The organism is Streptomyces sp. MS191 (genome assembly GCF_008042125.1).
Lineage (GTDB): Bacteria > Actinomycetota > Actinomycetes > Streptomycetales > Streptomycetaceae > Streptomyces.
In genome coordinates, this window is sequence record NZ_RDBI01000040.1 from 179,233 (window position 1) to 186,365 (window position 7,133).

The 7,133-nt window shown below is 74.4% G+C and carries 7 protein-coding genes and 2 pseudogenes; 4 read left to right on the forward strand and 5 right to left on the reverse strand.

Features of this window, described 5'->3' with window-relative positions; all coding sequences use genetic code 11:
• A pseudogene (locus EAO71_RS07670) lies at positions 1-1,565 on the forward strand (TIM-barrel domain-containing protein); the annotation flags it as partial.
• Between the two features lie 176 nt (positions 1,566-1,741).
• Here EAO71_RS07670 and EAO71_RS07680 read toward each other — a convergent pair.
• Complete coding sequence (locus EAO71_RS07680) at positions 1,742-2,242, reverse strand: NUDIX domain-containing protein (RefSeq protein WP_147977027.1); 501 nt, start codon at positions 2,240-2,242, stop codon at positions 1,742-1,744.
• 59 nt (positions 2,243-2,301) lie between these two features.
• Here EAO71_RS07680 and EAO71_RS07685 point away from each other — a divergent pair, with 59 nt between their 5' ends.
• The 3 genes from EAO71_RS07685 (at position 2,302) to EAO71_RS07695 (ending at position 4,953) form a co-directional block, all read left to right on the forward strand.
• Positions 2,302-3,111 carry a M15 family metallopeptidase gene (locus tag EAO71_RS07685; RefSeq protein ID WP_147977028.1) on the forward strand — a complete coding sequence of 270 codons (810 nt, stop codon included), beginning with the start codon at positions 2,302-2,304 and terminating at the stop codon, positions 3,109-3,111.
• Between the two features lie 160 nt (positions 3,112-3,271).
• Positions 3,272-3,769, forward strand: a complete 498-nt coding sequence (locus EAO71_RS07690) for a Zn-ribbon domain-containing OB-fold protein (RefSeq protein ID WP_147977029.1) — start codon at positions 3,272-3,274, stop codon at positions 3,767-3,769.
• A complete protein-coding gene (locus EAO71_RS07695) occupies positions 3,766-4,953 on the forward strand; it encodes a lipid-transfer protein (RefSeq protein WP_187282598.1) in 1,188 nt (395 codons plus the stop codon). The genes EAO71_RS07690 and EAO71_RS07695 overlap by 4 nt, the downstream gene beginning before the upstream one ends.
• 210 nt (positions 4,954-5,163) lie before the next feature.
• Here EAO71_RS07695 and EAO71_RS07700 read toward each other — a convergent pair whose 3' ends face one another.
• The 4 genes and pseudogenes from EAO71_RS07700 to EAO71_RS07715 form a co-directional block, all read right to left on the reverse strand.
• A complete protein-coding gene (locus tag EAO71_RS07700) occupies positions 5,164-5,769 on the reverse strand; it encodes a GTP-binding protein (protein WP_147977030.1) in 606 nt (201 codons plus the stop codon).
• Positions 5,750-6,163 carry a DUF742 domain-containing protein gene (locus EAO71_RS07705; protein ID WP_147977031.1) on the reverse strand — a complete coding sequence of 138 codons (414 nt, stop codon included), beginning with the start codon at positions 6,161-6,163 and terminating at the stop codon, positions 5,750-5,752. The genes EAO71_RS07700 and EAO71_RS07705 overlap by 20 nt, the downstream gene beginning before the upstream one ends.
• A 13-nt stretch (positions 6,164-6,176) precedes the next feature.
• Positions 6,177-6,611: a roadblock/LC7 domain-containing protein gene (locus tag EAO71_RS07710; protein WP_147977032.1), complete on the reverse strand. Its 435-nt coding sequence runs from the start codon at positions 6,609-6,611 to the stop codon at positions 6,177-6,179.
• Positions 6,608-7,133, reverse strand: a pseudogene (locus EAO71_RS07715) (histidine kinase); the annotation flags it as partial. The gene EAO71_RS07710 and the pseudogene EAO71_RS07715, both read right to left, overlap by 4 nt.

Sequence of the window (7,133 nt, forward strand, 5' to 3'; positions counted from 1 at the left end):
GCACCCAGCGCGCCGGACCGCCCTCGGCCGGCTCCCACCAGCGCGGCGGCAGGTCCCGCCGCAGCACCACCCCGCCCGGCGTCCTGACCTCGACCGCCCCATGCCGCGACACGGCGACCGTCACGCGCTCCGACACCACCCGCCAGCCGCCGTCCTGGGCGCTGGGGCCGCAGCACGCGCGCTGGGGCTTCGGCAGCGAGCGCGAGGTGCGGCGGGTGGCGGACGGCTACCGGGACCGGGACCTTCCGCTGTCCGTGCTGCACCTGGACATCGACCACTACGACGCCCACCAGGTGTTCACGGTCGACCGGGAACGGTTCCCGGACCTTCCCGGGCTCGCCGCCGAGCTGCGGGAGCGGGGCGTGCGACTGGTGTCGATCGTGGATCCGGCGGTGAAGGCGGAGCCGGGGAACACGGTGTACGACAGCGGGGCGGCGGCCGGCGCCTTCGTGCGGGACGCGCGGGGCGAGGAGGTCCGCGGCGTGGTGTGGCCGGGCGACTGCGCCTATCCGGACTTCACCGATCCGGCGGTGCGGGCGTGGTGGGGCGGTCTGTACGAGGAGCGGCTGGCGCAGGGCTTCGCCGGGTTCTGGCACGACATGAACGAGCCGGTGTCGTTCACCCCGTTCGGTGATCCGACGCTGCCCCGCTCGGCCCGCCACGCGCTGGAGGGCCGTGGCGGCGRCCACCGTGAGGGCCACAACGTGTACGGGCTGGCGATGGCGCGGGCCGGGTACGAGGGGCTGCGCCGGCTGCGTCCACAGGAGCGGCCGTTCCTCTTCTCCCGTTCGGGCTGGGCGGGGATGCAGCGGTACGGGGGCACCTGGTCGGGCGACGTGTCGACCGGGTGGCCGGGGCTGCGGGCCTCGCTGTCGCTGGTCCTGGGGCTCGGACTGTGCGGGGTGCCGTACTCGGGGCCGGACGTGGGGGGCTTCGACGGGAGCCCGTCGCGGGAGCTGTTCCTGCGGTGGTTCCAGCTCGGGGCCTGGCTGCCGCTCTTCCGTACGCACGCGGCGATCGACGCGGGGCGACGGGAGCCGTGGGAGTTCGGACCGGAGGTGCTCGGCCACGCGCGTGCGGCGCTGGCCGAACGGGTCCGGATGGGGCCGTACTTCGTCACGCTGGCCCAGCTCGCGCGGCTGACCGGGGCGCCGTACGTGCGGCCGGTGTGGTGGGGTGCGCCGGAGGACCGGGCACTGCGGGACTGCGAGGACGCGTTCCTGCTGGGCGACGGTCTGCTGGTGGCGCCGGTGCTGGCGCCGGGCACGGAGCAGCGGGCGGTGCGGCTGCCGCGCGGGAGCTGGTACGACACGGCGACCGGGCGGGCGTACGAGGGACCGGGGCAGGTGCTGCTCGACGCTCCGCCGTCCCGGATCCCGGTGCTCGCGCGCGCCGGTGCGGTGATTCCGGTGCGGGGCGGGGACGGCGGGCTGGAGCTGGAGGTGTGGGCGCCACCGGCGGGGCGGACCGGCGGCGGGCTCGTCGTGCGGGACACCGGGGACGGGTGGGAGCCGGGGGTGATCGAGCGGTACACGTCCCGGCTGCGGGACGGCCGGGTGGTGGTGGCCGGGGCCCGGCGCCGAGTGCGCCGCCCCCGGATACGGCCCGGCCCCGCCCGTCAGTCGTACATCCCGGCGAACCAGCGGCGCGCGGCCTCGGTGTGGAGCGGGAAGGCCAGCTCCGCCGGGGCCGGGGCCCGGCGCCGAGTGCGCCGCCCCCGGATACGGCCCGGCCCCGCCCGTCAGTCGTACATCCCGGCGAACCAGCGGCGCGCGGCCTCGGTGTGGAGCGGGAAGGCCAGCTCCGCCGGGGCGCGCAGCAGGTGCCAGCCGGTCGTCTCGTCGGTGGGGAACGAGGCCGGCAGCGCGGCGGCCGGGCGCGCGGGCAGCAGGCCGAAGACGAGCAGATGGCCGCCCGGGGAGCTGAGGACGTCGGCGAGCCGCACCTCCCCCACCGGCGCCTCGATGCCAGTCTCCTCGCACAGTTCCCGTACGACGGCGTGCTGCCAGTCCTCGGCGTGGTCGATGAATCCGCCGGGCAGGGCGACCCCGCCGCGCTGGGGTTCGATCGTGCGGGTGATGACGACAAGTCCCTTTCCGTGCTCGTCCGTTGCCGGGAGGAGTGTCACGGCGACGGGCAGCGGGTTGCGGTAGGCGACCTGGCCGCAGGCGGGGCAGGTGCGGGGCCAGGAGGCGGTGTCGCCGTAGGGGGCGCCGCAGTGGGTGCAGTGGGAGTCCTTCACGACGCGACCGTATGCGATCACCCTTTCCCGTGCCCCGGGGAACCTGATAGACGGTGCACATGACAGGACTTGCAACCGCTTTCCGCGCCCTCGGCGCCCTGGCCGTCGCCGGACTGCTCGCCGCCACCGCCGCCGTACCGTCCGCACAGGCCCGACCGGAACCGAAGGCCCCCGAGGAGTTCGTGGCGCTGAGCTCGGTGGACCGGACGATCCTTCAGGAGATGCGCTACACGACTCCGCACAACTTCACCGGTGTGCCGATCGACGGCTACCGGCAGCCCCTGTGCATCCTCACCCGTCCCGCCGCGGAGGCACTGCACCGTGCCCAGGTCAGGCTGCGGGCGCAGGGCTACTCGCTGAAGGTCTACGACTGCTACCGCCCGCAGCGGGCCGTCGACCACTTCGTGCGCTGGGCGAAGGACCTGGACGACGAGCGCATGAAGGGCGAGTTCTATCCGCTGGTCGACAAGTCGAGGCTGTTCGCGGACGGTTACATCGCGGAGAAGTCGGGGCACAGCCGGGGTTCGACGGTGGACCTGACCGTCGTGCGGCTGCCGGCCGCGCCGACCCGCCGCTATCTGCCGGGCGAGAAGCTGGTGGAGTGCTACGCCCCACAGGCCGAGCGCTTCCCCGACAACTCGGTCGACATGGGCACCGGCTACGACTGCTTCGACACCCGCTCGCACACGGACGACCCGAGGATCCAGGGCGTGCAGCGCGCCAACCGGCAGCTGCTGAAGGGGACGCTGACCGCCGAGGGCTTCGTCAACCTGCCCGAGGAGTGGTGGCACTTCACCTTCAAGCCGGAGCCGTTCCCGACGACCTTCTTCGACTTCCCGGTCGCCCGGCGGTCGGTGGCCGGGCACTGACGTCCGGAGGGTGACGGGCGGGCGGCCGGGACCACCCCCGTGGGTCCCGGCCGCCGTTCCGGCAGGAAGGACGCAGCGGGGGCCGGAACGGTTCTCAGGTCTTCCCATCCATGGCACACTTCTGACGCTTCGTCAGATCTGGATGCTCGGGAGGGCCGCCGTGACACGGACGCGCAGACCGGTGGTGGACGGATGGTTCACCGATGACGACGGCCGCAACCGGGGGGAGGGCTTCGCGCTCCTCGGCACCCGCTGCACCGCCTGCTCCTCGGTCTTCTTCCCCCGTGAGGACTCCTGGTGCCGCAACCCCGGCTGCCCGGGCGGCGGCGAGCTGGTCGAGACCCCGCTGTCCCGGCGCGGCGTCGTCTGGTCGTACACCGACGGCCGCTACCGCCCGCCCGCGCCGTACGTCTCGGACCCCGACGCGCCCTGGGAGCCGTACACCCTGGTCGCGGTCGAGCTGGCGGACGAGGCGCTGGTGGTCCTCGGACAGGCGGCGCCCGGGGTGCGCACCGCGGACCTGGCCGTCGGCATGGAGGTCGAAGCGGTGCCGGGCGTCCTGAACGAGGACGACGCGCACATCTGGACGACCTGGCACTGGCGGCCGGTCGGCACCCGCGGGCCGGCGGCCGGCGGGACCGGGGAGGTCGGCGCGTGAACGACATCGCGGTGATCGGCGCCGGAATGCACGCCTGGGGCAAGTGGGGGCGCAGCTTCGTCGAGTACGGGACGGCCGCCGCCCGAGCGGCGCTCGCGGACGCCGGGATCGGCTGGCGGGACGTCGGCGCGGTGGTCGGCGCCGACACGGTCCGGGGCGGATATCCCGGGTACGTGGCGGGGGCCACGTTCGCGCAGGCGCTCGGGTGGCAGGGGGCGCGGGTCACCAGCGTGTACGCGGCCTGCGCCTCGGGAGCGCAGGCGGTGAACACCGCGCGGGCGCAGATCCTCGCCGGGATGGCGGACGTGGTGCTGGTGGTCGGCGCGGACGCCGCTCCGAAGGGGTTCTTCGCCCCGGCGGGCGGGGACCGGCCGGACGATCCCGACTGGCTGCGCTTCAGGGTCCTCGGGGCGACCAACCCCGCCTACTTCGGGCTCTACGCCCGGCGCCGGATGGCGCTGTACGGGGACACGGTGGAGGACTTCGCCCAGGTGAAGGTCAAGAACGCGGCGGCCGGGGCGCTCAACCCGCTGGCGCGGTACCGGACGGCGGTGAGCGCCGAGGAGGTCGCGGCCTCCGCCGTCGTCGCCGATCCGCTGCGGCTGCTGGACATCTGCGCGACCTCGGACGGGGGCGCCGCGCTGGTGCTGTCCAGCATGGACTTCGCCCGCCGGCACGGTCACCGGGAGCCGGTCCGCATCCGGGCGGTCTCCACGGTCACCCCGACCTACCCGAAGGCGGTGCTCGACCTGCCGGACATCGCCACCGACTCGGCGGCGGGCGTCGCCCCCGCCCCGGACTCGTTCCGCGCGTCGATCGCACGGGCCGCGTACGAGGAGGCCGGGCTCGGACCCGAGGACCTGTCGCTGGCCGAGGTGTACGACCTCTCCACGGCACTGGAGCTGGAGTGGTACGAGGACATCGGCCTGTGCGGGGCGGGCGAGGGGGCGAAGCTGGTGCGGGAGGGTGTCACGGCACTCGGCGGGCGGATCCCGGTGAACACCAGCGGGGGTCTCGCCTCCTTCGGGGAGGCGGTGCCGGCACAGGCGATCGCGCAGGTCTGCGAGCTGACCTGGCAGCTCAGGGGCGCGGCCGGCAGCCGTCAGGTGGCCGGCGCGCGCGCCGGGATGACCGCGAACCAGGGGCTGTTCGGGCACGGGTCGGCCGTCGTGGCGGTGCGCTGAGGACCGCGCGTCGCAGGCTGTGGCGCTCCGCCGGCACCTCGCCCGGACCCGACGCCGTCGTCGGCCCACCGCCGCCCCGGGCCGGATCGGCCTTCCTCAGCGGCTCGATCCGGTGCCGGGCCGCATCAGTGATCACTGACCGGACGGACAGGACCTGGGGGGCGTCTTGCCGATCTTGCCGGGCTCCCGGCGTCATCGACAACGCACCCCCTAGGTGATGGCCGGCTGGCGCCCCCGGTCGGCCAGGACCAGGGCGTGCTCGACGACCGCCACCAGGACGTTCTTGACGGACTCCCGGTCGCGGGCGTCGCACATCAGCAGCTCGACCTCCGGATCGAGGTCGAGCGCGCCGCGCACGCTCTCCGCCGGGAAGCGCTGCGCGCCCTCGAAGCAGTTGACCGCCACGGTGAACGGGATGCCACGCCGCTCGAAGTAGTCGATCGCGGCGAAGCTGTCCTCCAGGCGCCGGGTGTCGGCCAGGACGACCGCCCCGAGGGCGCCTTGCGCCAGCTCGTCCCACAGGAACCAGAAACGATCCTGCCCGGGGGTGCCGAAGAGGTACAGGACCAGGTCCTCGCGCAGCGTGATCCGCCCGAAGTCCATGGCGACCGTGGTGGTCGACTTGTTCTCCACCCCGTGCAGATCGTCGACGGGCCGCCCCGCCTCGCTGAGGATCTCCTCGGTGCGCAGCGGTCTGATCTCGCTGACGGCGCCGACCAGGGTCGTCTTGCCCACGCCGAATCCACCCGCGACCAGGATCTTCAGCGTCACCGGCTCGACGAGCGGCTTCTTGCGGCTAGAGCGCCCGAAGGCCATTGATCACCTCGCGGAGAATGCTCACGTCCGGCAGCTCGGCCGGCGGAACGGGGCGGGTCACATGGACGAGTTCGTCCTCGACGAGATCGCCGACCAGGACCCGGACCACCCCGACGGGGAGGTCGAGTCCGGCGGCGAGTTCGGCGATCGACTGGGGTGTCTCGGAACAGCGTTCGACGATCTCCACGTGTTCCGGGGAGAGCGTCTGGTCGCGACCGGGGTCGTCGGCGGCCGGTTCGGGCACCACGACGGCGATCAGGTCGAGTCGGTGGCGGGTGGCGGCGCTCGTCCGCCCGCGGGTCATCGCGTACGGGCGGACCACCGGCCCGGCCTCGTCGTCGAACCAGTGGTGGGTCCGGACCGGTCCCTGGGCCTGCTGGCCTGCGTCAGTCATGCCGTCCCCCCACTCATCCTCCGGCGGACAGGCCCGCGCGCGGGGCCGTGGTGAGGTGGGCGCCGACCCGCTTGACCATCAGCGTCATCTCGTAGGCGACCTGGCCGACGTCCGAGTCCGCGTCCGCGAGCACGGCGAGGCAGCTGCCATCGCCCGCCGCCGTGACGAAGAGGAAGGCGTCCTCCAGCTCCACGACCGTCTGGCGGACCCTGCCGGCCTCGAAGTGACGGCCGACGCCCTTGGCGAGGCTGTGGAAGCCCGAGGCGACGGCGGCGAGGTGCTCGCCGTCCTCGCGGGTCAGGTCCTGCGAGGCGCCGGTGGCGAGCCCGTCGCTGGAGAGCACCAGGGCCTTGCGGATGGAACCGACGCGCTGGACCAGCTCGTCGAGGAGCCAGTTCAACTCCCCGTTGCCGTTGGTGTGCGGTGCTGCGGCGTTCGGTGCGGTCATCGACCGTCCCCCTCCGGTGTGGTTCCTGGTGCTGTCGTCTCGGCGTTCTGCTGTCGTCCGCGCTGCCAGCCGCGCTGCATGGAGGCCATGCGGCGGCGTACCTCCTCGGCGTCGCGCTCGAAGTCGCCGTCGGCCGACCCGTCGGCCGGGTCGCCCCCGGTGTGCGCGGGCGGCTCGTCGGCGCGGTCGCCCGTCGCCCGCAGCTGGGGCGCGAGGCTGGCCTGGCGGACCCGGCGGGGCAGTCCGCCGAACGGGGCGGGTCCCTCCGGCGGTACGGGTACGAGGGTGGGCGGGGTGTCCCGTTCCGGGCCGGCCGGGGGCTGAGAGGCGAGCGGCCCCTCGCCTTCCCCGTCTGCACCGGAGCGGGCGGGCTCCGTCGCGTCGAGCCGGCGCCCGTGGTCGACCACGAGCGTGGGCTGCCGGCGCCGAGGCAGTGGTACGGGCGCGCCCGGCGTCGCGCGGCCGGCCTGCGGGACCGGCCCGGTCCGCGGTTCGGCGGCGCGGCCCGCGGGTGTGTCCGCC

Bases quoted from the DNA above. Each gene is read 5' to 3' on its own strand.
- EAO71_RS07685 (WP_147977028.1), top strand. From the start codon at position 2,302: ATGACAGGACTTGCAACCGCTTTCCGCGCCCTCGGCGCCCTGGCCGTC.
- EAO71_RS07700 (WP_147977030.1), bottom strand. From the start codon at position 5,769: ATGGCCTTCGGGCGCTCTAGCCGCAAGAAGCCGCTCGTCGAGCCGGTG.
- EAO71_RS07705 (WP_147977031.1), bottom strand. From the start codon at position 6,163: ATGACTGACGCAGGCCAGCAGGCCCAGGGACCGGTCCGGACCCACCAC.
- EAO71_RS07710 (WP_147977032.1), bottom strand. From the start codon at position 6,611: ATGACCGCACCGAACGCCGCAGCACCGCACACCAACGGCAACGGGGAG.